This window comes from Halobellus sp. H-GB7, from assembly GCF_030848585.1.
In the GTDB taxonomy this organism is placed as follows: domain Archaea; phylum Halobacteriota; class Halobacteria; order Halobacteriales; family Haloferacaceae; genus Haloquadratum; species Haloquadratum inordinatus.
Genome location: NZ_JAVDDW010000003.1, coordinates 160,862 through 185,693, shown reverse-complemented (window position 1 = coordinate 185,693; position 24,832 = coordinate 160,862). Strand labels below are relative to the sequence as shown.

18 protein-coding genes are annotated in these 24,832 nt (G+C 60.3%); 12 read left to right on the top strand and 6 right to left on the bottom strand.

Annotation, left to right across the window (positions count from 1 at the left end; genetic code table 11):
- Positions 1 to 43 precede the first annotated feature (43 nt).
- Positions 44 to 184, bottom strand: coding sequence for a hypothetical protein (locus tag RBH22_RS07705; protein WP_256290148.1), 141 nt, complete (start codon positions 182 to 184; stop codon positions 44 to 46).
- 192 nt (positions 185 to 376) lie between these two features.
- Positions 377 to 1,705, bottom strand: a complete 1,329-nt coding sequence (locus RBH22_RS07700) for a methyl-accepting chemotaxis protein (RefSeq protein WP_306677086.1) — start codon at positions 1,703 to 1,705, stop codon at positions 377 to 379.
- 428 nt (positions 1,706 to 2,133) lie between these two features.
- Between RBH22_RS07700 and RBH22_RS07695 the strand changes: the two genes are divergently transcribed.
- The 6 genes from RBH22_RS07695 to RBH22_RS07670 all read left to right on the top strand — a co-directional run bounded on the left by RBH22_RS07695 (position 2,134) and on the right by RBH22_RS07670 (position 10,827).
- Positions 2,134 to 2,925: an IclR family transcriptional regulator gene (locus tag RBH22_RS07695; RefSeq protein WP_306677085.1), complete on the top strand. Its 792-nt coding sequence runs from the start codon at positions 2,134 to 2,136 to the stop codon at positions 2,923 to 2,925.
- A gap of 282 nt (positions 2,926 to 3,207) precedes the next feature.
- Positions 3,208 to 5,232: a hydantoinase/oxoprolinase family protein gene (locus RBH22_RS07690; RefSeq protein WP_306677084.1), complete on the top strand. Its 2,025-nt coding sequence runs from the start codon at positions 3,208 to 3,210 to the stop codon at positions 5,230 to 5,232.
- Positions 5,229 to 6,185 carry a uroporphyrinogen decarboxylase family protein gene (locus tag RBH22_RS07685; RefSeq protein ID WP_121569622.1) on the top strand — a complete coding sequence of 319 codons (957 nt, stop codon included), beginning with the start codon at positions 5,229 to 5,231 and terminating at the stop codon, positions 6,183 to 6,185. Before RBH22_RS07690 ends, RBH22_RS07685 begins: the two co-directional genes overlap by 4 nt.
- Before the next feature lie 90 nt (positions 6,186 to 6,275).
- The gene (locus RBH22_RS07680; RefSeq protein WP_121569621.1) at positions 6,276 to 6,629 is read left to right on the top strand and encodes an acetone carboxylase subunit gamma; all 354 of its coding nucleotides are present in this window, start codon (positions 6,276 to 6,278) and stop codon (positions 6,627 to 6,629) included.
- Complete coding sequence (locus RBH22_RS07675) at positions 6,626 to 8,770, top strand: hydantoinase/oxoprolinase family protein (RefSeq protein WP_158599337.1); 2,145 nt, start codon at positions 6,626 to 6,628, stop codon at positions 8,768 to 8,770. The genes RBH22_RS07680 and RBH22_RS07675 overlap by 4 nt, the downstream gene beginning before the upstream one ends.
- Entirely contained in the window at positions 8,767 to 10,827 is a 2,061-nt protein-coding gene (locus RBH22_RS07670) for a hydantoinase B/oxoprolinase family protein (protein ID WP_306677083.1), read from the top strand. Before RBH22_RS07675 ends, RBH22_RS07670 begins: the two co-directional genes overlap by 4 nt.
- A 54-nt stretch (positions 10,828 to 10,881) precedes the next feature.
- On the opposite strand, the gene RBH22_RS07665 is transcribed toward RBH22_RS07670, so the two are convergent.
- The 4 genes from RBH22_RS07665 to RBH22_RS07650 form a co-directional block, all read right to left on the bottom strand.
- Entirely contained in the window at positions 10,882 to 12,213 is a 1,332-nt protein-coding gene (locus RBH22_RS07665; RefSeq protein WP_306677082.1) for a hypothetical protein, read from the bottom strand.
- Positions 12,214 to 12,359: 146 nt separating this feature from the next.
- Positions 12,360 to 13,367 (bottom strand): hypothetical protein, encoded by a 1,008-nt coding sequence (locus RBH22_RS07660; protein ID WP_306677081.1) that lies wholly within the window; start codon positions 13,365 to 13,367, stop codon positions 12,360 to 12,362.
- 589 nt (positions 13,368 to 13,956) lie between these two features.
- Positions 13,957 to 14,727, bottom strand: coding sequence for an IclR family transcriptional regulator (locus RBH22_RS07655; protein WP_306677080.1), 771 nt, complete (start codon positions 14,725 to 14,727; stop codon positions 13,957 to 13,959).
- Between the two features lie 177 nt (positions 14,728 to 14,904).
- The gene (locus RBH22_RS07650; RefSeq protein WP_306677079.1) at positions 14,905 to 16,041 is read right to left on the bottom strand and encodes a membrane dipeptidase; all 1,137 of its coding nucleotides are present in this window, start codon (positions 16,039 to 16,041) and stop codon (positions 14,905 to 14,907) included.
- 224 nt (positions 16,042 to 16,265) lie between these two features.
- On the opposite strand from RBH22_RS07650, the gene RBH22_RS07645 reads away from it, so the two are divergent.
- The 6 genes from RBH22_RS07645 (at position 16,266) to RBH22_RS07620 (ending at position 24,792) form a co-directional block, all read left to right on the top strand.
- Positions 16,266 to 17,927, top strand: coding sequence for a BCCT family transporter (locus RBH22_RS07645; RefSeq protein ID WP_306677078.1), 1,662 nt, complete (start codon positions 16,266 to 16,268; stop codon positions 17,925 to 17,927).
- A gap of 134 nt (positions 17,928 to 18,061) precedes the next feature.
- Complete coding sequence (locus RBH22_RS07640) at positions 18,062 to 19,780, top strand: hypothetical protein (RefSeq protein WP_306677077.1); 1,719 nt, start codon at positions 18,062 to 18,064, stop codon at positions 19,778 to 19,780.
- Positions 19,780 to 20,730 (top strand): DUF3726 domain-containing protein, encoded by a 951-nt coding sequence (locus tag RBH22_RS07635; protein WP_306677076.1) that lies wholly within the window; start codon positions 19,780 to 19,782, stop codon positions 20,728 to 20,730. The genes RBH22_RS07640 and RBH22_RS07635 overlap by 1 nt, the downstream gene beginning before the upstream one ends.
- A 243-nt stretch (positions 20,731 to 20,973) precedes the next feature.
- A complete protein-coding gene (locus tag RBH22_RS07630; protein ID WP_306677075.1) occupies positions 20,974 to 22,422 on the top strand; it encodes an aldehyde dehydrogenase family protein in 1,449 nt (482 codons plus the stop codon).
- Positions 22,423 to 22,584: 162 nt separating this feature from the next.
- Complete coding sequence (locus RBH22_RS07625; protein WP_306677074.1) at positions 22,585 to 23,586, top strand: ornithine cyclodeaminase family protein; 1,002 nt, start codon at positions 22,585 to 22,587, stop codon at positions 23,584 to 23,586.
- Between the two features lie 438 nt (positions 23,587 to 24,024).
- Positions 24,025 to 24,792 carry a DMT family transporter gene (locus RBH22_RS07620; protein ID WP_306677073.1) on the top strand — a complete coding sequence of 256 codons (768 nt, stop codon included), beginning with the start codon at positions 24,025 to 24,027 and terminating at the stop codon, positions 24,790 to 24,792.
- Positions 24,793 to 24,832 lie beyond the last annotated feature (40 nt).

Here is a 24,832-nt window from a genome sequence, read left to right as displayed (position 1 = left end):
TGAGAGGATTGGTTGTGTACAGTCAGATCAGTTATATTCCTGGCTACGAGACAAGGACGACCGAGAGCACGAGAGTTCCAAGGATCACTGCTTTCCAGTCACGATCCAGTGCCGTCCACCGGTCGAACGCCAGATCGATCGGGTCCGGTCCGGCCGCCGTGTTCGAGGAGTCTTCGTTCGACATCGCTTACAGGTATCTCTACCGTGTCAGAGATAGCGGAAATAATTGGCGGGATACAGATCAGCGTCGATGACCTACGCGTCCGGCGACGCCGCAAACGAACGGGCTTGCGACTCATAGGGGTTATCGTAACTGTTCGGAGATTCTCGCCGTCCCGTCCGGCGAGAAATCTATGGAGACTTACGATAACCCCTATCAGTTCGAATCGAGCTGGCGTTCGACCCGATCGATGCTCTCGCGGATCTCCTGTACCATCGCCGTCTGCTCTTCGTTGGCCGCAGCGACGTCTTCGATCTCTGTCGAGATCGTCTCCGCACGACCGACCGCCGTGTCGACCGTGGCGGCGAGTTCCTCGGCACTCGCCGCTTGTTCGTCGGTTGCGTCGGCGATCTCGTCCATCCCCGAAGCCGTCTCTTGGATCGTCTCGACGATCGCGACCTGGTTCTCGACGAGGGATTCGGTGTGCTCGACGGCGTCCTGAACGTGCGTGTTCGCCGTCCCGACGTGCGTCGTCACTTCGTCTGTCGACTGGCGGATTTCCGAGACGATTCGCTCGATTTCGTCGACCTCGGACTTCGACTGTTCAGCGAGTTCCTTGATCTCGTTCGCGACCACGGCGAACCCGTTGCCGTCCTTGTCGGCGCGCGCGGCCTCGATGTTCGCGTTGAGCGCGAGGAGATTGGTCTGGTTTGCGATGTCGGTGATGACCTCGACGAGCTGGTCGATCTCGTCGAGCTTTGCGACGAGACTTTGGGTACTTCTGCCGACGTTTTCGCCGGCCTCCGCGACTTGCTGTGTGACGTCCAACACAGCCTGTCCGGCCTCTTGAGACTCCTCGGCCAGTTTCCGTGCTTCGTCGCTCTGGGTGTTCACCTCCTCGGCGCTCGAAGCGATCTCCTCGATGGTCGCGCTGAACGTCGCAATCTCGCTTGAGACCTCTTCGAGGTCGTCCACCTGCGCCTGCGTGTACTCGCTGATCTCCTCGGAACTTGCAGCGACATTTTCGGCGGAGTCCTGTAACTCCGCAACTGCGGCCCCGACTTCGTCGGACATCTGCGCTTGGAGGTCTTCGAGCAACAGTCGCTGCTCGACGAGTTCGGTGACCTGCGGCGTGACCTCGAACGCGCCGATCACGGTCCCGTCCGAATCTGTCAGTGGAAAGGCGGCTGCTCGGATGTGCCACGTGTCTCCATCGGCGTTCGTGCCGGTCCGGATGTCGTCTTCGCGAATGGTCTTGCCCGTTCTGGCGACCTTCTCTGCGAGTATTTCGCTCTCGCCCTCGGTCTGGAACACGTCGTAGGCCTGTTGGCCGATCGCCTCCTCGGCCGTGTAACCGATGAGCGACTCCATCCGATCGTTCCAGTGAGTGATAACTCCATTATCATCGACGACAACGACCGGTTCCGGAAACGCGTTGACGACGGTATCGAACATCTGCCGCCAGAAGTCCAGCTTCTGCTGTAATTCCGCTTTCCCGTCCTGTTCGTTGAGTGTGACTCCCGCTGTAAGCTGCTCCGAGGTCATCTATCTCATCTCTGATAACCAATAACTGGTCCCTTGAGTCTTTCTGTGTTTCTCCGTTCTCGTTCGGCACCATAATTACCAGATAACATTTATATAAAATTATCTGTTGGTTAGTCTGGATTTGGCTTAGAGCTGCTTCTAGATCTGTTTTGGAACTGGTTCTGGGTATGTAGATATACTATACTTATTTGAAAGTATTTATTTAATATACTTGGAACTGACTATCCAAATGGCGTATCTCGACCTGAGCTAACCCATCTCCTGCAGGCGAGGTATGTGGCCCGATAACACCGGTACATTTGTTATTTATCTATGGCCCTGATTCAGGTACCGTGGCGGGCGGGCGATCACGGATCCGTACTTACGGCTCTCGCAAAGCATTTTGATAATCACAAAAAATTAAGTAAGATCGTGAGTGTCGTTCTTGTATGGGAACAGATACCGCGCCGCGGCGGATCAAGTCGGTACAGCGAGCGTGTCGGCTGTTGATCTACCTCCGGAGGGAAGGGCCGAGCACGGTATCCGGACTCGCCGCGGAGTTGGGTCTCTCTCCTGGGACGGTGCACACCTATCTGGCAACGCTGCAGGAAGCCGGATTCGTCGAACAGCGGGACGGTGCGTACGGTTTGAGCCTCGAACTCCTCCCGCTGGGTGAGCGTGTTCGGAGCCAGAATCCACTCTATCAGGTGGCAAGAGACGAGGTCGACCGACTCGCACACGCGAGCAACGGCGTCGCACATCTTCTGATCGAGTACGAAGGGAAACTGTTAGTCCTCTATGAGGTGTTCGGTGAGAAAGCCATCGGAAAAGATTTTCACGCGGCGAAACGCGATCAGCCACAAGAGCACATTCACTGTACGGCGGGCGGGAAGGCTATGCTGGCGAGACTACCGCCCGAGCGAGTCCAGGAAGTAATCGAGGCACACGGGCTGCCGGCGATCACAGAACAGACGATCTCCGAGCGCGAGGAGTTGTTGGACGAACTAGAGACGGTGCGAGACCAGGGCTACGCACTGAACGATCAAGAGCAGATGCGAGGAATCCGCGCTGTCGGCGCGCCTGTCGTCGACAGCAAGAACGGACTCATCGGCGCACTGAGCGTGTCGGGACCGGCGAGTAATTGGCGTGGGTCGTACTTCCGTGACGAACTTCCGGAACTGGTGACGAGATCCGCCCACAACGCGGAAATTGCACTCCAGTCGGGTCCGACAAGGCAGTGACTGTGAGTGATAGCCACGATTTTATTCGTTTTGATGATACCAAAAAGAAGGTCAGACGCAATTCGCGGCTTCAGAGCGTTCGATATCGACACACTGCAAACTGCGGTCCTTCGATGCCTACTCACCCATACACTGTTCTAATGCATACCAATTGTTCTCTGCTATCTCGACCTCGGCGATCGTATTTTATTTCCACCTTTTCAGGGAGAAATTTTTGACAATGGCAAATATGCTTCTGCACAGAACATTTATTATGAGCATTAACGATGAAGGTCACGTGGTATGTCAAGCCAAACCAATTACTACGTCAGTATCGACACTGGCGGGACCTTCACCGACGGATACGTCTCGTATCCGGGCGGGTCCACGACAGTCAAGGTACCGACGACAGACCACGACCTGACCGTCTGTTTCAGGAACTGCATCGACAAAGCGGCCGATAGCCTCGATCAATCGACCGAGGAGTTCCTCGTCGACACCGACGTCATTCGCTTTTCGACAACTATCGGCACGAATACCATCATCGAGCGATCTGGGCCACAGATCGGGATGATCGTGACATCGGGCCGCAAAGACGACCTCTTCGAGACGGCCGTCGACGGTAACAGTGGCATCACAGCGCTCACTGACGAGAGTCTCGTCGCCGGCATCGACGAACGGATCGACGCCGACGGGAACATCGTCAACCCTGTCGAGCGGGAAGACGTCCTCGAGGCGGCGAAGACGCTGATGAACCGCGGTGCGAAACTCCTCGTCATCAGCCTCTCGAACTCCTTTCACAACGCGGCCAACGAGGAACAGGCGCGCCACATAATCGAGTCCGAGTATCCACCGCACTACCTGGGGCCGAATCAGGTCCTCACAGCGAACGAAGTGAGTAGCCGTCCGGGCTATCTCGCCCGCTCGTACACGGCCCTGACCAACGCTTACATCCACCGGCCGATGGCGCGATCACTGTACAAAGCCGAGGACGACGTCCGCGACAGCGGGTACGGCAATCCGCTTCTCATTGGCCAGTCAGCCGGCGGCGTCGCGGGCGTCTCGAAGACCGTCGCGCTCCACACCTACAACTCCGGGCCGGTCGCCGGCGTTCTCGGAACGAAGGCGTTCAGCGACCTGTACGACCTCGACGCGGCCCTGAGTACCGATATGGGTGGGACGAGCATCGACATCGGACAGATCAGCGCCGGAACGGTCGAACGCGACCTCGACCCCGAAGTCGCGGAGATGCCGGTCCACATCCCGATGGTCGACGTCCACACCGCGGGCGCGGGCGGCGGATCGATCGCCTCCGTCGACGGTGGGGAACTCACGGTCGGCCCCGAAAGCGCGGGTGCAGAACCGGGACCGGCCTGCTACGACCTCGGTGGCTTCGAACCGACGACGACCGACGCCGACGTCGCACTCGGATACATCGACCCCGAGTACTTCCTCGGCGGCGACCAGCAGTTGAACGCCGACCGCGCCGACGACGCCATCGAGCGGGCTGTCGCCGATCCCCTGGACACATCGGTCGCCGATGCTGCCCTTCGCATTCGAGAGCGAGTTGATCAGAACATCGCAGATTCGATCACCGACCAACTCGGTGACACCGAACCCAGCGACGCCACGCTCGTCGCCTACGGCGGTGCTGGTCCGATGCACTGCTGTGACTTCGCGGAGAAAGCGGGAATCGAGCGCGTCATCACGGCGCCGGCCGCCGCGGAGTTCAGTGCGTTCGGCGGTGCGACACTCGATGTCGAGCACCGATACACCGCTGCGTTCGGCGGGCGAGCGTCGGTCGATCAACCCGACGTAGACGTCCGACAGTACAACAACCTCGTTGAAGACTTAGAGGCAGAGGCCACGCAAGATATGCGCGGTGAGGGCTTCGAGGCCGACGAAATCGCGTTCGACCTCACGATGCTCGTCCGCTCGGACACCGGCGTCGAGGAAGTTTCCGTTCCGACACGCCTCGACGAGGCGGCAGATCTCACGGACACGCTCGAAGCTGTCGCGACGGATCCGGAAGAGCGGATCGACCTGGACACGATGGTTCTCACGGCCGTCGGACCGGTCGCTACCGAGGGGTTCAGCGAGCAAGAACTCCAAGTCGAGGACCCGAGCCACGCGCGCAAGGGCGAACGCGACGCGTACTGGCCCGAAGACGGCTGGGTATCGACGGACGTCTACCAGCGCGAATCACTGGAGCCGGGGAACGTCGTCGCCGGGCGTGCTATCATCGAGGCCGAGGACACGACGTACGTGATTCCGGCGTCCTGGACGTTCGAGGTAGACGAGTACGGTCACGGAATCATCGAACGATGAGCTTCGGGCCCCCATCGGCTGTCGAGTACCTCAGCGGACGCCGCGCGGAGCCGAAGCCGTACGTCCCGCTCGTCGGGCGGTTGGCCGCGGCGGTCAACCAGGTCCCGGCCGATATCTTCCTCTCGAACGCGACCCAGCAGGCGAACGCGATCCAGTCCGCCTATCGGCTGTTCGAGACCGACGCGGTCTGCACGGGTATCGACACGACACTCGTCGCCGAAGCGCTCGGCGCGGACGTCGCGTGGGACGACGCCGACACGCGCTTCGAGATCGAACGGGCGCTTGACTCGCCCAAAGACGTTGTCGATCCGACGACGGCCACCGACCGCGGTCGGCTCCCGACCGTGGTCGATGTCGGTGAACGGCTCGTGTCGGGCCTCGACGAGGCGGCGGTCGTGGGCGTCGTCCCCGGACCACTCACGACGCTCGAAGCGACGTTCGGCGACGCCGCCGCGCTCGATCAGACGTACGCCAAGCCAGTCCGTACGGCTATCGGCGAACTCGGTCGCGAATTCGGCAAGTCCGGAGTCGACGCCCTCCTCGTATACGAGGAGGCTGCGGCGTTCGACGGCGAGACGGCGGCAGCCGTGACTGCCGAGACGCTCGAAGTGCTGGGGAACATCACCGGCTTCTACGATACGCCGCTCGCGTTGGCCCCGAACGGGTACTCCGAAGCGATGGTGGACGCCGTACTCGACCGTGCTGAGCCAGCCGCGCTGCTCTTGGACACTGACGACCCAACCGCGACGGCCGACGCGCACCCGGACGTCCGCGTCGGGGGCGGCATCACAGCCGATCTGCTTTCTTCGGGGCCCGCAGAGATCACTGCCCAGGTCGAAGCCCGCTGTCGAGCGTTGCCGGAGTCTGCGTTCCTCGCCAGCGGTCGGGAACTCCCAGCCGACGTCCATCCGACTGCGGTCCACGCGGTTCGGGAGGGATACGCGGATGCATAGCTCGCGAAACGAACACGTGCCCCCTCACACGGGTGCGTACGACGGTCGAACGACGACGCGACAGCGATCGAACACACGACAGGAACGACGATGGTAGAATCAGACACCGGTACCGGAACGACCAAACGAGTCGCAGAGTACCTCGCAGTCGACCTCGACGCCGAACAGTGGCAGTGTCACAACTGCGGTGAGGCGTTGGGGCCGGCAGCGGAGAATTACAAGCGGCACTGTCTCGTGAACGAACGCGATCCGCGCGAGGTCCACCCGCCGCTGATCGAGGGCGAAGAGTATACGTTCGCGCCCGATCCCGACTGGGTCCGGATCGTGGAGTTCTACTGCCCCGGATGTGGCACAATGATCGAGAACGAGTATCTCCCGCCGGGACACCCGATCACGCACGATACCGAACTGGACTTAGAGAGCCTGAAGGAGGACGTCAAATGACGACGCGAATCAACATCGACGCGGGCGGCACGTTCACCGACTGCTTCACGCTCCACGACGGTGACGTCGTCTCCGCGAAGACGCCGACGACGGAGCACGATATGTCGGAGTGCTTCTTCCAGGGGATCGACAAGTGCGCCCGCCAGCTCGATCTGTCGCTCGAGGACCTCATCGGCGATGTGGACTCGATTCGGTACTCCACGACGACGGCGATGAACCGTCTTATCGAGCGCAAGGGACCGAAACTCGGATTGCTCACGACCGCCGGCGTGCAGGACTACCCACAGATCGGCCGCGGACCGCGCTGGGCAGACGGGCTGACTGACAGCGAACAGCGGAACATCTCGGACGCGAAGAAGCCGGAGTACCTCGTGCCCGACTCCCGCACGAACGGGATCCGCGAGCGCGTCGATAGTGAGGGCAACGTCCTCCGGCCGTTAGACGAAGAACACGCACGCGAGCAGATCCGCGACCTCGTCGACAAGGGGGCACGCGCTATCGTGGTGAATTTGCTGTGGTCGTACGCCTATCCCGACCACGAGCAGCGCCTCCGCGAACTCGTCCGCGAGGAGTACCCACCGTCGTATCTCGGGAGCATCCCTGTGTTCCTCTCCTCGGAGGTGATGCCGACGAAACAGGAGTACGAGCGCACGAACACGACGCTGCTCGACGCGTACCTCTCCGAGCTGATGCAGGAGCACATCGCGGACATCAAAGACCGCCTGGAGGCCCACGGCTACGAAGGCGACATCCAGATGCTCCACAACACCGGCGGAATGGCCGAATCTTACAAGACGACCGCCGTCGAGACGTTCAACGGCGGCCCGGTGGCCGGCCTGAAGGGCGGCGAGTACCTCTGTGACGTGCTCGATTACGACAAAGCCGTCGTGACCGATATGGGCGGGACGAGCTTCGACATCGGCATCCTCACCCGCGGCGGCGTGCAGTCCTACGAGTTCGAGCCAGTCATCGACCGCTGGCGCGTCTCTGGCACGATGATCGAGTCGAAGTCGATCGGGGCCGGTGGCGGATCGATCGCCTCCGTCAACGACGAGCTGGGCGGTCGGATCGAAGTTGGTCCCGAGAGCGCGGGCGCCGACCCGGGCCCGGCCTGCTACAACCGCGGCGGGACGCAGCCGACGGTGACCGATGCCGACGTCGTGCTCGGATTCATCGATCCCGAGAAGTTCTACGCGGGCAATCAGCGCCTGGCGGTCGATAGAGCCGAGGAAGCGATCGAGACCCACGTCGCCGACCCGGCCGGAATGGACATCGCCGAAGCGGCCTCGAACATCCGCCGGATCACCGACGGGAATATGGGGAACACCGTACGGAAGGAGACGATGCTCCGGGGGCACGACCCCCGCGAGTTCGCCCTCTACAGTTTCGGCGGGGCTGGCCCGCTGCACGCCGCCTCGTACTCCTCGTATCTCGACATCGACACCGTCGTCACGACGCCGTACTCGCCGGTGTTCTGCGCGATGGGGTCGGCGACGATGGACACGCTTCACATCTACGAGCAGTCCGAATCGATGTACCTCCGCGACTCCGGCGAGGAAGCGGAGTACGGCACGGACTACGAGACGTTCAACGAGGTCGTCGCAGAACTGAAGGCAAAGGGTCGTCGCGACATCAAGAGTGAGGGTTACGACCCCGACGAGATCGTCTACGATCTCGAACTCGATATGCGGTTCGGCGGGCAGATCCACGTGGCCCGCATCCGGTCGCCGCGGATCGAACTCACGGACGAATCAGACGTCGAAGCCGTCTGTGATCACTTCATTGACCAGTACAAAGATCGATTCTCCCCGTACTCGGTCACGCCGAGTCACGGCATCACCGTGGAGAACTTCGCGCTCCGCGCCCGGGTCGAGAGTCCCGACATCCAACTGCCGACTGCGTCGATGCAGCAGCCCGATCCGTCGCCCGCGCGGGCGGGGTCCCGCGACATCCGCTGGAGTGGTGCCGACGGCTTCGTCTCGACGCCGGTCTTCGAGTACGAGGACCTGCGCGCCGGGATGGAGATCGACGGGCCCGCCGTCGTCGACGCCGATTACACCACGACGGCAGTGCCGGAGGGCTGGGAGTACCGACTCGACGAATATCGGAACGGCATCCTCGAAAACGGAGGCACCCAATGACTGTCAATCGCGATCAGCTGATCGACTGGCTCGACCTCGAAGAACCGTCCGCGGAGGAACTGGCCTGTATGGACGAACTGGAGCACGGCGACTACGAGATCTACTCCGAGCGACTGCGGCTCATCCTCGACGAGGGGATGGACGTCTTCGTCCGCTCGGGCGTCTCGCAGTTCATCGCCGCCCGCGACCTCGCGGTCGCGATCTACACTCCGGAGGGGGACCTCGTCGACTCGGCGGCAGGGGCGTACCTCCACGTCGTCACGGGCATCCCGCCGCTGAAGTACGTCATCAACAACTTCGCCGACGACGAGACCGTCGGCGTCGAACCCGGTGACGTCTTCTACGCGAACGACGCCCTGTACGGGGGGATTCACAACCCCGACCAGATCGCGTTTATGCCCGTCTTCGACGACGGCGAGATTATGGCGTGGGTGTCGGCTGCAGCCCACACCACAGAAACCGGCGCGATCGAACCGGGCGGGATGCCGATCTCCGCGCGGACCCGCCACGACGAGGGAATGAAGCTCTCGCCGATCAAGATCGGAGAGAACTACCAGCTAAAGAGCGATATGGTAGAGATGCAGAAGAACTTCATCTCCCGTGCGCCCCGGATGCACGAGATCGACCTGCGGGCCCGCGTCACGACCTGCGACCGGGTCCGCCGGCGCATTAAGGAACTTATCATCGACAAACAGGGTCCGGACTTCTTCAAAGGACTGCTCCGTCGAAACATCAAGGAGTCTCGGGAGGGCGCGAAAAAGCGCGTCGACGAGTGGAACGATGGCACCTTCCGGACCGTTCACTTCGCTGACTCGGTCGGATACGAGGACGGCCTCTGGCGTCTCAACGCCGAGATGGAGAAAGACGGCCCCGAAATCCTCATCGACTACACCGGCACGTCGCCGGAGAACGACGGGGCGTACAACTCACAGCCGGTCGCTTCGATCGCACACACCGCAAACTACCTGTTCAGTGTCCCCTTCCACGACCTCCCGAAAAGCAACGGGACCTACGACCTGATCGACTTCGAGATTCCGAAAGGGACGATTCTCTACCCGGACGCCGAGGCGTCGACAGTCCAAGCCGTGATGGTGAATCAGGTGATTATGGACTCGACGACGACGATGTTCTCGCGATCGATGTACGACGACGAGACCGAGAACGAACACGTCACTGCGCCGATGGCCAACACCGGCCCGGGGTACGCCTTCGGCGGTGTGAGCCAGCACGGCGAACCGGTTGCCGACCTGATGTCACACGGGCTTAATACCGACGGGACGGGCGGACAGGCCCGCCGCGACGGCGAGGACGAGGCGATCTTCCCGTGGTGTCCCTTCGGCCACGCCTCGAATATGGAGTTTGTCGAGAACGAGTACCCGTTCACGCATCAATTCTTCCGGCACGGCACCGACTCCTGCGGGCACGGTAAGCACCGGGGTGGGATCGGGATGCAGATCGGCTATATGATGCATCACGTCCCCGTCGTCGAGTGGCTCTCGATCTGTCACAACTCGAAACTCGTGACGGGCCAGGGGCTCTTCGGCGGGTACGCACCCCGGACGATTCCCGGTATCACCATCACCAACTCCGACCTGAAAGACCGGATGAAAAACGGGGAGTACGTCCCCGACGACCTCATCGAACTGCTCCAGGAACGGACCCTTGACGCTGACTACAACATCACTAGCCACGTGCGGGAGTCCCAGCCCTACGAGAACGGGGACCTGTTCATCGGGCACTCCGGCGGCGGGTGTGGCTACGGTGACGTCCTCGAACGCGATCCCGAGGACGTGATGAAAGACATCGAAGACAACCGCGTGACGCACCGTTCGGCCGACGAACTCTACCAGATCGAGTACGACGAGGACACGCTAACCGTCGACGAAGACGCGACCGAACAGCGGCGCGAGGCGTTCCGCGAGCAACGCCTCGAGGAGGCGCAGTCGTTCGACGCATTCATCGACGAGTGGGAGGAGAAGAAACCGCCCGAGGAGATTCTCAACCACTACGGCTCCTGGCCGGACGGCGAGAAGGAAGCGCCCGTACTGCGGCAGTAACGCCGCGCCTCTGGCTTTCTGTTTTCCTCTGTGGTTTTCTACTTTCTGTCGCCGTTAGTCTTCGATCACCACCAGGTCGGCTTTGTACTCCGAGAGCTCGATGTCGTCGAGATCGACCAGTCGCGGTTCGACGCGGACTTTCAGGTGCGATCGGACGGCATCGACGACGTCGCCGGCGATCTCGTCTTCGCTCCGTGCGCTGTCTGGGTCGACAACGACCTCCAGTGGAATCGGCTTCTCGAAGTGGACCTTGTCGGAATCGGGGACGACCACGCGGACGTGCGGCTGGGCGCCGTCGACGTCGGAGACGATGTCGCGGACCGCGGAGGGGAAGACGTTCATCCCCTTGTAGATCAGCATATCGTCGGTGCGACCGATGCACTGGATCTTCGGGGAGGTCCGCCCGCACTCGCATTCGGTTCCGGTGACCCGGGCGACGTCGCCAGAGCGGAACCGGAGCAGCGGCGTCGCTTCGCGCTGGAGCGGCGTGTAGACGAGTTCGCCCTCGGCACCGTCCTCGAAGGGGACCACCTCCTCGGTCTCGGGATCGACGAGTTCCACGTGGGCGTGTTCCTGTCCGTGGAAGTGCATCCCGTTCTCGGCCTCGCACTCGGACCACAGACACGCCACGACGTCCCCCAGACCCATTATTTCACGGACGTCTGTGGCGTCCCAGACGTCGTACAGTTCCTCGCGAATCTCGGGGTTCGCGATACCGGGGCCGCCACCGCCGATGAGCTTTGTGACAGGGAGTTCGTCGACGTCGTGATCGAGCAGTTCGGGGGCGCGCTCGGAGAGGTATCGGAGATGCGACGTCGTCGTGAAGAGGACGTCGCCGTCGAGGTCGGTCGTGGCAGAAAGGAGTCGCTCCGTCGTCCCACCGCCCGCTGGGACGACGTTGCTGCCGAGTTTCGTCAGCCCCTCGAAGTAGGGCGTGCCGCCGGGGACCATCGTCTGGCCGACGCCGAAGATGAGGGTGTCGTCCGGTCGGATGCCCGCAGCGTAGAAACACCGCTTGAGGACCTGGTTCCACTTCTTTCGGTCTTGCTCGGTGAGGCCGAAGTACGTCGGCTTACCCGTCGTCCCAGACGAAGAGATCGTCCGGTTCAGTCGCTCTGTCGCCACGGCTTGGTGCTCGCCGAGCGGTCTCTCAGGGTCGGTTTCGACCTGACAGGCCCGTTCGTCGTCCTTCGTCGTGAACGGCACAGCACGAAGCGCTTCGATCGAGGCGATGTCGTCCGGATCGATACCCCACTCGTCGAATTTCCGCTGGTAGTATTCGGACTCCGCGGCGAGGTAGTCGACTTGCTGATCGAGGAGTTCGCTGTGACGCTCTTGAATCTCTGTCCACGGTTCGGTCTCTATGGAATCGTATACGTCGCTCATTTATCCGGGTCTCAACCCGGAGAGAATTATATCTTTGGCAACGAATGCCATATTAAATCAGGCTGATCGCGGTACAGTCCACTCGTCTCGTCGTCGGACACGGAACGTCCAACACAGCGCAGCGTGCGTCGCCCGAGCGGGGAGAGCTACTCTCTGACTGCCTCCCGGCGCTCGGCGATCAGATCGAAGTCGCCCTCGGTATCGCCCAGAACGAACAGCGCGTAGTACCGGAGGTACGTCTGCACGGGGACGGCGACGAGCAGACCGAGGACGAAGATCGCGAGGAGGAAGATCAGGGCCGCAACGGCGATCAGAATCCACCCGACAATTTCGGCCACGGAGAGGAGCGCGACGCCCACGAGACCCACGATTCCGAGCGGGATCGCGGCCACGAGGGCGCCCAGAACTGTCGCGATGCTCGCGAGGATACCTGCCGCGATCTGAAGGATAAACGAGACGACTGCGTAGGCGAGATACTGCTTCCACTGCCCGGTCAGCGTAGGCCAAAATCGCCGCCACGAAGCGAGCAACGCTCGGTCCTCGAGGAGCATAATCGGGACGACGAAGTTCGTCGTGAACCCACCGACGAGACCGCTGACGATTCCAACGACGACGAAAACCGGAATCGCGAGAAACACCAACCCGAGTGCGAAGCCGCCGTCTCCGACGAGAAGCGGCCACAGGATCGCCGCGAGGATGGCGACGATGACGGCCAGCGTGAGTAGGCCGAATAAAAGTCGGAATCCGAACAGTCGGGCGCCCAACCGCCAGCGGTCGCGCCAGTAACTTCGAATCGACACTGCCTCTCGGCGGAGAGATTCGACGAAGACGAACTCCATCACCGATCCCACGAACAGGAATCCGAGGAGGATCGAAGCGATAAGCGCGAAGATGACCGCGATCACGAGCAGTTCGACGCCGCCGGGAGCAGCGAACTCCGGCGACGGTGCCCCCGAGGGGAGCGGGGCTTCGGAACCGGGACCGGGGCCGGTCGGCGCGCTACCAGTGAACTGAAACGGTGCGAACCCGCCGGTACCGCCGACGAAGAAGATGACCACTGCCAACCGCAGCCACCGGCCTCGGTCGAACGGCCAGAGAAAGGCTCGCGTCGCTTTGATCGCGTCGTCGATCGCTTCGACAGCGTAGAGCGTCATCGTCGCTGCCTCCGCGCCAAGAGCGCATCCGGCTCGGACGTTTGTCCTGGTTTGTGCCGTTCGTGCGTCGGCGTCGGTCGGTCTACCGGGACGTGTCTCGGTTGATGGCGTGGCCCGCCTCTATCGTTGGAGGTCGCGTGTGGGGAACCAATCCGTAGCATTGCAATATACCATCATAAAATACATCCAAATAACATTTTTGCACACCGGGGAGGGTCCGGCGATAGAATATAATATAAAAACCACCAATTAATTTATAATATAAGTATTTATGTAATAGATTTATATACTGCATTTTCAAGCCCTGTAATGGGACTCAGAGGGAATAAATGAAATTCAATACGGTTAGATTTTAGACCAAATACTAATTCAAATGTTATATAATCAAATATAGATAATTCAGTGGGGGCCTGTTGGTCGGAGACGCACTCCGACCGTTCGATCTCGCCTGGATCTGTCACCATAACATATGTACAGGTGTTATTTTATACCGAGCGAATCGTGTAGCAAGAGGTTGTACCGCAAAAATGAGACGAACTGACGTTTGGAGTAATACAGAACAGGCCGTCATTATCGGTACACTGCCTCGTTACGAGTAAGTCACTCTGATCCCGATAATCCGAGCGGCCTGCATAACCATCTCCGGGATTTCGCTCCGGTACCGCTCTCCCTTCATCCGAGTCGTGGGGCCTGAGACGCTGATTGCGGCTAGAACCTGTCCGTCGGGTCCGAGCACTGGTGCACCGACTGCACGCATACCGACGAAGCGTTCCTCGTCGTTGAACGCGTATCCCTGCTCGTTGATCGAATCCAACTCCGCCTCGAGCGCTTCTCTGTCCGAGTACGTCGACTCGGTTAGTTCTTCCAAATCGAGCTGAGTGAGTAATTCGTCCCGTCGCTCGTCGTCAAGGTACGCGAGATAGGCCTTTCCAACTGCCGTGGCGTGGAGATCGACCGCAGTTCCGATGTGAGAGTCGGTCTGTACGGCTTGTTCGGTCTTGGACTGGTAGATGTAGATCCCCCTTCCTTCCTCTTCGACCATCACGTATCCGTGTTCACCGATACTCGATACGAGTCCGTCGAGTTCCTGCTTGGCCACCTCGTAGAGATTCCACCGATCGCGCGCGGCATCTCCCAGATCCAGGAACTGCAACCCCAGGTGGTAGGTGTGTCCCTCTTTGACCACGTAACCCAACTGGGTCAGCGTCCGCAGGTGATTGTGGATCGTGCTCTTAGATAGATCGAGCGCGTGAGCCAGGTCAGTAACGCTTGTCCCGTCGTCGCGTAACTGCTCAATGATAGCGAACGTGGTTTCGGTCGCTCCGACCGTTGCAGACTCGCTTTCTTGATCACCGTTCATACTGATGTCCTACAGGGATAGATGTAATAAAACTTCGTTCAAACTTTCGGCTCTGATGAAGGTGTGTTCGGCATCAGTATAATCCGTTCAGACACCAACGACGTAGGACCGATTACCCGTCGGGCCCGGAAAGAGTACAACACAGCGACGGCGCGAGCCCGTGGTTTCAGCAGTCCCTCAGATCGAGCGCTCCCAGAACCGGAGGAAGTTCTCGCCGAGGACGCCGTCTACCACGACGTCGGAGAAGTGCTCTTCGAGTCTCGCACGAAGGAGCGGCCAGTCCTGATACGTTTTGAAATCACCGAGTCCAGCTGCGATGTCTCGTGCTTCCACCTTTTCGCGATCGAATCCAAGCCTGACGATGTGCTCTTTGTAGTACTCCAGAAGTTCCTGGGGGAACAGTTCGTCTGCCGGGTAGAAGTCTGTCCCGAGGCCGACGTTGTCGGGTCCGAGAATAGCACTCGCGTGGTCCAGGTGCTCGATCAAGACGTCGAGCGTCGGATCCTCTCTGTCGGGTGCAATGAACCACGGCAGCGTCACGATGCCCATATAGCCGTCTGCGTCGGCAAGTGCCTCGATCTCCTCGTCGGATTTGCCACGATAATGCTGCGAGACCGATTGGCAGGTCGCGTGCGTCACGGCGACAGGCTTGCTGGAATATTCGATCGCGTCGAGCGTCGTTTGCTTTCCACAGTGAGAAACGTCGACGACACCGCCGAGTTCGTTGATGCGGTCGATTGCCGACCGTCCGAACGTTGAAAGACCACCCTCAGACGGATCGTTACAACCGGTCCCGAGCAAATTCTGGTAGTTGTACGTGAGTTGGAACAGTCGCACACCCTCGTTGTACAGTACGTCGATCCTGTCGAGCGAGCCTTCGATCGCGGCCCCGACGTTCTGGGTGTTGAGAATAATTCCAGTGTCGCCGTCGGCAGCGACACGTCGCGCCTCTGTTGGCGAGGTCACTTTGTGCAGCCAATCAGCCGAGTCGAATCTAGACTGCCACCGTGCGAGGTCACGCCGCTGACCAGCGCGTTCGGAGACGCCCGACTCGTGCGTCCACGGAGTGACACTCAGCAGATTGACGCCGGCCTCCTCGTAGATTTCCCGGACGCCCTCCCGGAACTCGCTGTCGGCTTCGAACCGACGTACCTCGTGGTCCCAGATGGCTTCCCAGGCTTCGTCTTTCGTCTTCCCATCCGAGACCATCTCCCGGATGGCTCGGTTCACGTCCTCGGTGCTCCCGTACGATTTGATCGCTTGCGCCCACGGTGCTGACGATGTATAATCGAATACCGGTCGGTCGTCGGCCATACGTTTGCGTTGGTGCAACAGATTTTAAGTGTTTGGTACAGCGGCATTCGTGCTGGAATGGGCGGGTCGCTGGCAAGGAGCTCAGCAACTCATTCTATGTTGTGATCGGACACGATTGCGTACATTCGCCCGACTGCACTCGGATCGACGGTACTACCTACCTTGGTAATCATAACCACAACATATATTTACATAGAATAAAACGTGAACAATGGAGCGATACAATGGCTCAATCAAGCGGCTCAAGTGTGCTTACGGAGTTCGTAGATGAACTCGACCCGATTCCGTTCATCTTCGGCGCGCTCGTCACGTTCGTGTTTATCGGACTGGCGGCGTTCCGAACGGAGTGGGTCTCGAACCAGATTACGACCGCGTTCAGCGTCTTCGGGCAAGGACTTGCGTGGATGTACCTCCTGACGATGCTGTTGATGCTCGTGGTCTGTGTGTACCTGATGGTCAGCCCCTATGGACGCATCAAACTCGGCGAGGGGACCCCGGAGTACAGTAACTTCTCCTACCTCGCGATGTTCTTCTCGGCAGGTCTCTCGGCCGGAATCGTCTTCTTCGGCCCCGTCGAGGCTTTGACGCACTATAGCACGGTCCCTCCGTTGTTCAGTAGCGGGGCCGAAGCCGAAACGGCGAGTGCGATGGTACCGGCACTTGCGTATTCGATCTTCCACTACGGCGTGTCCGCGTGGGGCGGTTATCTCGCGATCGGAATTCCGGTCGCGTACTACGTCTACGAACACGGCGCACCGTTCCGCACGTCGACCGTGCTGATGCCCGTTCTGGGTATGGATAATCTCAACGGAATCATCGGACGGACGATCGATACGCTCGCTGTGATCGCTACCCTGGGCGGAATCGCGACGGGACTTGGTTTCATCGCGACGCAGATCCTGACGGGAATCACGTACCGAACCGGGATCCAGTTCGGAGACGCAGAGACTGTGCTAGCGATCACCGGAATCACCATCATCTTCACGCTCTCGCTGGTCGCCGGTGTCGACCGCGGGATTCGGCGGCTCTCGGATTTCAATATCGCGATTATGGCGGTCCTCCTGTTGGCGACGTTCGTCGGCGGCATTCTCCTCTCGGGGATCTCCGAACTCGCCGTGCTGAATACGGGTGCGCTCGCCGTCGGCACGTACGTTCAGAACTTCTTCGCGATGAGTTTATTCACGGGCGTCGGAACCGAAGGCGGCGCAGCCTGGTCGTCGTTTTGGACAGTTTTCTACTGGTCGTGGTGGATCGCGTGGGCGCCGTTCGTCGGCCTGTTCCTGGCCCGCATATCTGAAGGTCGGACGATTCGGGAGGTTCTCTTTACCGCTCTCGTTTCGATGACTGCCGTCTCCGTCGTGTGGTTTACCGTCGTCGGTGGCACGTCGATGTGGCTCCAGCAGTCAGGTCTCGTCGACATTCTGGGGGCCGTCTCCCAGTTCGGCGACGGCGTCGCTGGGTACGCACTGTTCGGCGCACTGCCGCTCGGAGAGTTGTGGCAGCCGCTCTTTCTCGTGTTGGTCGTCACGTTCTTCGCGACCTCCGCGGACTCCTCGACGCTGGCGGTCGCAATGCTGACCACCGGCGGGAAAGCGAGCCCTTCGAGCCTCAATCGTGTCTTCTGGGGCGTCCTGCAGGGACTCATCGCGTCGATCCTCGTCGTTCTGGGCGGCGCGAGCGCGCTTCGGTCCTCAGTGATTATCACCGGTGCACCCTTCGCGATCGTCTGTGTGATCTCGCTCGTCGTGTTCATCAAGAAACTCGGTGCGGACCACACGGGAATGATCGTCGACGAAAGCCGTTCGATGTTCCGGAGTCCAGAGGTAGCGAGCAAACCAGGCCAGTCCGCCAGTGACGAGGCCGCGAGAACGCACGGTGACGATTGAGCACCTGCAACTCTCTCCGTCGACTCTATAGCCGCAGTTCCGTGTCTGGCAACGACTCGATTACGGGGCGTGCGGTATCGTCTATGAATTATAACCAAAGATTTTAATTTGCAGAACGTACAGATTGCTATGTAATGCCAGCCAACAGTGGAGAATATCGGTTCGACGTGGATTCCCTCCGCGATCCATCGGACCTGATGCAACCCGAGCGTCTCGGGTCGCTGAAGCAGACGCGACTGAGTTTCGCCCGGTTGCTGATGGAGAAAATGACGGCGGAGGAGTGGGACATCACGCTCGACCGGGCTGATTTGGACCGAGATGGCGTTGGCCGGGCAGTGTACACCATCGAAACCCCGTCGCAACTGCTTTCGTTCGGCGTCTTCTCACACAACTCCGGAGAGGGGGAGAACACGGATCGGATCATCGCGAACGACTGGGACCTGTGGGCGTTCCTCTGTGAAGGCGAGATCACAGACGACCTAATGGACGACCAGTTCGAGGAACTCCCGCACGTAAGAGAGGGTCGAGCCACGCCCGAGATACTGATCTGGACACGGGCGAACCGGAGCAGGCGCTTCTTCGGCCACATCGTCGACTCTCTGGCGGCCGGCCACCAGCCCGACATCGACTTTCTCTCTACTGGTGGCTATCTGATGCGCTCTTCGGGATATTACGGGAACGGGCTCAACGGCACCAAAGAGTTCCGCGCGATGGACGGCGACCACCCGCTGAAGGGCCCGTATATGGCCCAGATGCTGGCAGTGTATATGCTACGAGTGTTCGGCTACGATCTCGCAGAGCGAATGGCCGAAGCCAGGGACTCCGACGCCGCGACGCTGGATTACGACATCAAACGATATCTCGGCACCGGAAACTCCTCTGGCGTCGGAATCATCCACTACGTCGTCAACCATCCGCAACTGATGCACGCGTGGCTCCGTGCGCGGGAAGTCGCGCTCGCCCGGGCGAAGTCAGTCAAGCCGTCGCCCGAAGACGTCGAACGGTTCAGGGCAGTACTCGACAAGGCGACGACGTGGTTCGCCGAAGACGACAGCGACACCGAGGAGTTCTTCGTCTCGAAAGACCGGATCGCTCGCGAGTTGCAGGAGATTGCAGACAGAGTAGAGACGGTACGAACCGAGGAAATGGGAGCATCGTTCTGGACGGACCTGTGCGACTGGGCAGAGCGTCACCTCGAAAAAGAGACCCAGGAAGTGTTACACTCGCTCCTACTCGACGTGTATCCGGAGACGTGTGAGGGACTCGTCTCGTCGCTGACTGCCTCGGAGCGAAGCGATGTCGCACCGGAGATGTCGCTGGGAGAGCTACAGTCGCTTCTCACGTCGGAGTACCAGTGGGCACTCGACATCGATATGAGTGATCCCGATGCCCGCCGATTCTTCTGGTATCGGTCAATCGAGGAAGAGGAGCCGCGGATCGGGGTCCGGGGCGAACAGGACTACGAGGAGTACGGCCTCCCGATCGGCATCGCGAATCAGGTACAGCAACTCGAAGACGACCTCGACGAGTACGGCGCCACACAGACCGTCGCTGAGTTCCTCTTCGAGCACCCCGAACATCGGGACGTCGTCGAACGCGTGCAGACGGTGCACGGACTGTCCTACGCGGAGGTTCGAGCGAACCCGCTCGACGCGGATTTCGTTCCGCTCTCGTTTATTTCCAGTCTCAAAGCGATCTGGGGCGTCCAGAAGAAACATCCCAAATCGAAGGGCTGGGTCAAGGGAACGTTCTTCCAGGGGGCACCCCTGGCGGAAGATCTGACGGACGGGCCCGAGTCGTACTGGCTGTACCCGTCGAAACCGGATCGGGCAGCGCATTGGAGGGCGGACTGATGCGTCTGAGCGCACGCGAGATCTGTCAGCTAGCAGACCGGTGCTTCTCGGCTGCAGACTTCTCTGCGGGGATGGCGACAGCCTCCGCCGAAGCAGTCTGGTGGACAGAAGCGTACAAACAGGCAGGCCTCACAACGCTTCACAGCCTGTTGGACGACTTGGAAAACTGCGAGACGGAAGCGTTGACGCTCCGTAAGCAGCGTTCGATGGCCGCCGCCGTCGACTGTGGTGAGCAACCGAGTCTCGTCGCCGGAACCCCGGTCTTAGATCTCTGCTGCTCGAAGGCAAACCACGATGGCAGCGGATTCGCCTACGCAACGATCGACGAGGCAGACGACACGCGAGGAACGCTCGGATACCTCGCCCACAAGGCGGCCGAACGCGGGTTCGTCTCGGTCGTCCTGCAGACAGACGGAAACGCGGATGCGGGTGTCACAGTCGGGATGCCCGCAGCGTCACGCCCTCTCGTCGCAGAAGCCAACCTCGACGCCCCCGCAGTCAGCCATCAGAAGATCGCAGACCTGGTCCGGAGTGACCTACACGACGCAGCGGATTCACCGCTGATACAGGCGTTCTTCGAGCGAGACGGGGACGACGAGTACGCCACGGCAGAGACGTGTATGTTCCATCGACTCCTCGAACAGTCGACGGAAGAAGAGTCGAACGCCACCGTCGATCCGAGTTTCGTCCTGGTCTGTCTCGACCCGCGGCATCCCGGACAGCCGGACGACCTGCAGCGAGTGATGCGACGGTTCGTCGACCGGCAACAGGAGGCGTTCACAGACGTGTACGTGCCGACGGAAATGGAGGAGCAAATCGAGACGCTGATTCACGATGGCGTCGTGGTCGCCGACGAAGTCTGGCGGGACATCTTCGAGTACAGTAGCGGGATCCTCGCGCCCCCCTTCGAGGGGTCCAGACAGGACGCCGGATTCGGACTGAACGACTAAACTCGGTCCGGTCTGCTCGAATCAATCACCGAAATTTTTACCAGGCTATGCACAGTACCGAATTTCAGTGCCAGCAACTGCCCCTCGTCCAGCGACTACTGTCCGTAGTGACGACGCGGTCGTCCGTCGGGCGTGGCGCACTGACGAAGGTGTGGGGCGTTCGATGGCTGGCCAGCGCGTGGGCCAGCGCCGAGACGGCCCGAGCGTTTGAACGCATCTCTCTACCGTAGACCGACTCCAGCAATGACAGACACACGATATCAGTACATCGACGGCGAGTGGATCGAAGGCGAAAGCGACCGCGAGATGGAGGTTCGGAATCCCGCAGATCCCGACGAACCGATCGTCTCTTTCCCAGGCGGCAGCGAAGAACAAGCAAGACAGGCAGTCCAGGCGGCTGACCGGGCCAGCGAGAGCTGGGGCTCGACGGCGCCAGACGAGCGCGACACGATTATGTACGAGGTCGCCGATCTCATCGAAGACGAACTCGACGACCTCGCTGAAACGCTTACACGAGAGGAAGGCAAGCCAATCTCGTCGAGTCGCGGCGAGGTTGCCCGCGCGGCCGAACTGTTCCGCTTCTGCGCCAGTTACGCGCGGACTGCCACCGGGGATACGATCCCCTCCAACGATCCGGAGACGTTCACCTACACGTTCCGTGAACCGCTCGGCGTCGTCGCGCTCGTGACGCCGTGGAACTTCCCGATCGGAACGCCCGCCTGGAAGCTCGCGACCGCCCTCGCGACCGGGAACACGGTCGTCTTCAAGCCGTCCTCCGAGACGCCGATGATCGCGAAGCGACTCGTCGAAATCCTCGAAGCGGCCGGCGTCCCCGACGGCGTCGTGAACCTCGTCGTGGGCGCCGGATCGACAGTCGGTGACGAGATCACGACCAACGAGCGAATCGACGGCGTCTCCTTTACTGGATCGACGAGCACGGGCCAGCACATCGCGAAGTCGGTGGTCGACCGAGGCATTCCCGTGCAGACCGAGATGGGCGGGAAGAACCCACTGGTCGTACTGCCCGACGCGGACCTCGATGCCGCCGCGGACGCCGCTGTCGCTGGCGCGTTCGGCCTGACCGGACAGGCCTGCACGGCGACGAGTCGCCTCCTCGTCCACGAGGACGTCGCGGCGGAACTGACCGAGGCCGTCGTCGAGCGTGCCGAGTCGATGTCGCTCGGACCTGGTATGGAGGACCCGGATATGGGGCCAGCCGTATCAGCCGGACAAGACGAGACGAACTTCGAATACGTCGACATCGCGAAGGACGAGGGCGCGACACTGCTCACCGGTGGGGGCCGTCCAGACGACGCGGAATCGGGATACTTCATCGAGCCAACCGTCTTCGGCGGTGTGGACTCCGAAATGCGGATCGCACAGGAAGAAGTGTTCGGACCGGTTCTCTCCATTCTGGAAGTCTCCGACTTCGACGAGGCCGTCGAGGTCGCCAACGACATCGAGTACGGGCTGTCGGCCAGCATTTTCACCTCTGATATGGCACAGTCCCGGGCGTTCACCCATCGCGTCGAGGCCGGCGTCGTCAAAGTAAACGGGACGACCTCCGGATCACAGGTGCAAGTGCCGTTCGGCGGAATGAAGGCGTCGTCGTCGGAAACCAAGAAGGAGATGGGACAGGAGGCCTACGAGTTCTACACGCACAAGAAATCCGTCTACCGATCGGATCCCTGACGTCGAACGACGATTCGCGAGCAACGGTTCCGACAGCTACCCAGTACATAGCCAATTGCTGTCGGAATGAACAGGAGCGTCGTCCCATATTACCCCGTTCCTGTATTCGAAAGAGCAAAAGAATTATACGTAAATATTCGGAAGCACTGGTACCGACTGAGAATGCCTACCAAACTGTATTCGAAGCGCGACATTCAGCAGCATCTGGAGTACGATTCTGCGCTAGAGATTGTCGAGAAGACGTACGTCGAGACCGCGAACGATCGCGTGTTGAATCCGGCGAAACTGACGATGCACCTCGGCGACGACGGCGAGTGGCCGGATATGAACGCCTTTGCGATCGATATGCCGGCGTACGTCGGCTGGCTCGACGTCGCCGGCGTGAAGTGGGCGGTCGCGACCTGGGACGCCGACAAAGAGATTCCGATCAGTTCTCAGATCCTCCTGTTCGACCTCGACCGCGGCGAGTTTACCTCGGTGATGGAGGGGATGTACATCACAGGCGTGCGCACTGCACTGCAGTCCGTCGTCGGGCTGAAGCACGTCTATCCATCCGAGCCGAAGACGGTCGGGCTGTTCGGAGCGGGATTCCAGGCAGAGTTTCAGGTATCCGTGATCGACAGCCTACTCGACGTCGACGAGATCAGCGTTTTCGACGTCGACGAGGAGGCCGCAGAGACCCTCGTTGCGGATCTGAATTCTCAGACCGACGCCGAATTGCTCGTCGCCGACTCCCCGAAAACAGCATCGAACGCCGACGCGATCGTCACGGTCACCGATTCGAAAACGCCGGTCTTAGCCGAACGGTGGCTCGACGATTCGGCGTTCATCATCGCGCTGGGTTCCTATCAGGAGCTGACCGACGAGACGATCCGCGCTTCGGATCACCTCGTCGTCGATCACCCCGAGCAATGTCTCCAGCGGGGCGCACTGTCCGATGCGGCCGATCGAGGCGAACTGACGCTGTCGGACCTGGATGCGACTGTCGGGGAGATCCTCACCGGCGGCTACCACGAGGAGATCTCCGAGGACGACCGAACGATCTTCGTGCCGATCGGATTAGGTTCGCTCGACATCTCGATCGCGGAGTCCTTCCATCGGGCTCAACAGGCGCGGTCCTCCGACATTCGCGAGTTCGCATTCGAGTCAGCGCTGCGTAGCTGAGGCAGTCGGCTTTCGAACACGGAAGACCTTGGAAAGAGTCCCGTTCTTTCTCGTCTTTCGAGTGTCGTCCATCGTCTACGAGTGACAGTCCGGAGTTGGCAGCATAGTCGTGAAATCACACTCAAAAGATAACTACGAGTGCACTTTTCCGGGGATAGACCACATACAGTAAATTAATCTATACTAATTAGTATAGTAAAATAATATTTATATATTAATCAGTCTGTTATTTGTACCTCAGATTCCTTATTTTATAGGTTTCAGCCCCTTATACTATTCAAATTAGAAACTAAGAATAGAAATAATTTTATTCTAATATATTCTGTTCAAATTATATATTGTGCTACGCCCGAGACGTAGTACCTCGCATAACTCAGATTTCGAAGCGAAATATATCCGATCCAATAGTATTTTGAGAGACTGACTCAGCAGAGGAGTATGAACGACGAGACAGTCGGCATCGCACTGGTGGTCGCCTCTGCCGTCGGTTTCGGAACACTCGGGATATTCGGTGTCATCGCCGCCGATGCGGGACTCACAATCCCGACCGTTCTCGCGCTCCGGTTCGGCCTCGCATCGGTCGTCGTCTGGGCGGTGCTTTGGCACCGTGGCACGCTCCGACTGCCCAGCGGCCGAATTCTCGCGATCGCGTTCGCTCTCGGAGCCGGTGGATACGCGACGCAGAGCGCCCTGTATTTCTTCGGCCTCGAATTTATGACCGCGGGAATGGTCGCGATCGTCCTCTACACCTATCCGGCGTTCGTCGTCTGTTTGACTGCGCTTCTCCACCCTGAACGGGTGACACCGACACTGATGGGTGCACTGGGACTCTCGATCGGCGGGGTCGCCCTCGTTACCGGCGTCGCCCTCGTTACCGGCGTCGATCCAGTCGGCGTCGACCCGCGTGGCGTCCTCGTCGTTCTCGGAGCCGCGTTCGCGTATTCGCTGTACATCATCGTGAGCCAGCGAGCACTCACGACGGTCGACGCCGAGACGCTGACGGCGTTCGTGTTACCTGCGGCCGCCACGAGCTTCTTTGTATTCGGCATCGGAACGGGGCGGTTTGCGATGCCGGTCGGAGCCACGGCCTGGGGGTCCGTGTTGGCGATCGCGATCCTCGCGACGGTCGTGCCAGTCCTCACCTTCTTCGCCGGCATCGCAAAGATCGGAGCGAGTCGAGCGAGCTTGACCTCCTCCTCCGCGTGAACGCGGAGGAATTCCACCACGGGATTTCAGGCCGAGCGTG

What these genes read in the sequence shown, in the direction of transcription:
- RBH22_RS07660 (WP_306677081.1), bottom strand. Translation starts at nt 13,367, where the DNA reads ATGACGCTCTACGCTGTCGAAGCGATCGACGACGCGATCAAAGCGACG.
- RBH22_RS07695 (WP_306677085.1), top strand. Translation starts at nt 2,134, where the DNA reads ATGGGAACAGATACCGCGCCGCGGCGGATCAAGTCGGTACAGCGAGCG.
- RBH22_RS07675 (WP_158599337.1), top strand. Translation starts at nt 6,626, where the DNA reads ATGACGACGCGAATCAACATCGACGCGGGCGGCACGTTCACCGACTGC.
- RBH22_RS07700 (WP_306677086.1), bottom strand. Translation starts at nt 1,705, where the DNA reads ATGACCTCGGAGCAGCTTACAGCGGGAGTCACACTCAACGAACAGGAC.
- RBH22_RS07705 (WP_256290148.1), bottom strand. Translation starts at nt 184, where the DNA reads ATGTCGAACGAAGACTCCTCGAACACGGCGGCCGGACCGGACCCGATC.
- RBH22_RS07680 (WP_121569621.1), top strand. Translation starts at nt 6,276, where the DNA reads ATGGTAGAATCAGACACCGGTACCGGAACGACCAAACGAGTCGCAGAG.
- RBH22_RS07670 (WP_306677083.1), top strand. Translation starts at nt 8,767, where the DNA reads ATGACTGTCAATCGCGATCAGCTGATCGACTGGCTCGACCTCGAAGAA.
- RBH22_RS07630 (WP_306677075.1), top strand. Translation starts at nt 20,974, where the DNA reads ATGACAGACACACGATATCAGTACATCGACGGCGAGTGGATCGAAGGC.
- RBH22_RS07650 (WP_306677079.1), bottom strand. Translation starts at nt 16,041, where the DNA reads ATGGCCGACGACCGACCGGTATTCGATTATACATCGTCAGCACCGTGG.
- RBH22_RS07690 (WP_306677084.1), top strand. Translation starts at nt 3,208, where the DNA reads ATGTCAAGCCAAACCAATTACTACGTCAGTATCGACACTGGCGGGACC.
- RBH22_RS07685 (WP_121569622.1), top strand. Translation starts at nt 5,229, where the DNA reads ATGAGCTTCGGGCCCCCATCGGCTGTCGAGTACCTCAGCGGACGCCGC.
- RBH22_RS07640 (WP_306677077.1), top strand. Translation starts at nt 18,062, where the DNA reads ATGCCAGCCAACAGTGGAGAATATCGGTTCGACGTGGATTCCCTCCGC.
- RBH22_RS07665 (WP_306677082.1), bottom strand. Translation starts at nt 12,213, where the DNA reads ATGAGCGACGTATACGATTCCATAGAGACCGAACCGTGGACAGAGATT.
- RBH22_RS07635 (WP_306677076.1), top strand. Translation starts at nt 19,780, where the DNA reads ATGCGTCTGAGCGCACGCGAGATCTGTCAGCTAGCAGACCGGTGCTTC.
- RBH22_RS07620 (WP_306677073.1), top strand. Translation starts at nt 24,025, where the DNA reads ATGAACGACGAGACAGTCGGCATCGCACTGGTGGTCGCCTCTGCCGTC.
- RBH22_RS07645 (WP_306677078.1), top strand. Translation starts at nt 16,266, where the DNA reads ATGGCTCAATCAAGCGGCTCAAGTGTGCTTACGGAGTTCGTAGATGAA.
- RBH22_RS07625 (WP_306677074.1), top strand. Translation starts at nt 22,585, where the DNA reads ATGCCTACCAAACTGTATTCGAAGCGCGACATTCAGCAGCATCTGGAG.
- RBH22_RS07655 (WP_306677080.1), bottom strand. Translation starts at nt 14,727, where the DNA reads ATGAACGGTGATCAAGAAAGCGAGTCTGCAACGGTCGGAGCGACCGAA.